We start from the raw sequence: 1,057 nt of genomic DNA on the forward strand, positions 1-1,057 counted from the left end.
CTCCACGACGCCGCGCAGGTCGAACGCCTCGATGGGCTCCTCGCCGAGCTCCGGCAGCACGCCGGCGATGTAGTCGGCGAACACGCGGTTCGGCGAGAGGAGGGCCACGTGGCGCGACGACAGCTCGCCGCGCCGCCGGTACAGCAGGTACGCCACGCGGTGCAGCGCGATTGAGGTCTTGCCCGAGCCCGCCACACCCTGGATGACGAGCGTGCCCGGCTCCTCGTCGCGGATGATGCGGTTCTGCTCGGCTTGGATGGACGCGACGATGACGCGCATCTTCCGGTCGGAATCGCGCCCCAGCTCGCGCGCCAGCACCTCGTCGCGCACGCTCGAGGCGCTGTCCGCCGCATACACGAGCTCGCCCCGCTCCACCCCCAGCTGGCGCTTGCGCGAAAGAAAGCCTTCCACACGGCCCGAGGGCGCTTCGTAGGCAGCCGGGCCCGTCTCGTCGTGCTCGTAGAACAGCGCCGCCACCGGCGAGCGCCAGTCGGACACCACGGTGCGGCCCTCCGCCGCGAACGAGAAGCGCCCCAGGTAGAACGCCTCCGGCCCCCCTTCCCCGTCGGCCGCGAAGTCCACGCGCGCGAAGTAGGGCGCGTCGAGCATCTTGCGCAGCTGCGCGGCCGCCTCGTGCGACTGCGCCGCGCGCCGGTCGACCTCGGCCAGCGCCAGCTCGTTCTGGAAGGCCTCCGCAGGGTCGATCTCCCCGCGGTACGCCACCTGGTAGCGCTTGGCCTCGCGGTAGCCGTCCTCTATCCGCCCATGCAGGGCCTCGGCCTCGCCGAGGGCGGCGCGCACGAGGCCGAGCGTCTCGGCGAGCCGCGCCTCCTCCTCCGCCTTGACGGCGTCGTGCCCTTCCCTTTCGCTCATAGGATGCTCCTCCTTCCGCTTCCGCTTCCATCCTTTGGCTCCGCGCGCAGCAGGAACCATTGCACGGGATAACCGAGCTCCGTGCCCAGCCCAGCCTCCTCGAACCCGAGCGCCGCGAGGTCTCGCCGGTATCCCGTGTCGGCGCGGTCGCCCGCGCGGTACGTGGCGATAGCCAGGTCGCGTC

General features: G+C 71.8%; 2 protein-coding genes. Both read right to left on the reverse strand.

Annotation, left to right across the window (positions count from 1 at the left end; all coding sequences use genetic code 11):
* Nucleotides 1-873 (reverse strand): helicase domain-containing protein (locus tag GPA_RS18760; RefSeq protein WP_462486141.1); only part of this gene is annotated, 873 nt, incomplete at its 3' end.
* The coding region (locus GPA_RS18765) for a hypothetical protein (RefSeq protein WP_041238883.1) at nucleotides 870-1,057 on the reverse strand (188 nt) is incomplete at its 5' end. The genes GPA_RS18760 and GPA_RS18765, both read right to left, overlap by 4 nt.

The organism is Gordonibacter pamelaeae 7-10-1-b (genome assembly GCF_000210055.1).
Lineage (GTDB): Bacteria > Actinomycetota > Coriobacteriia > Coriobacteriales > Eggerthellaceae > Gordonibacter > Gordonibacter pamelaeae.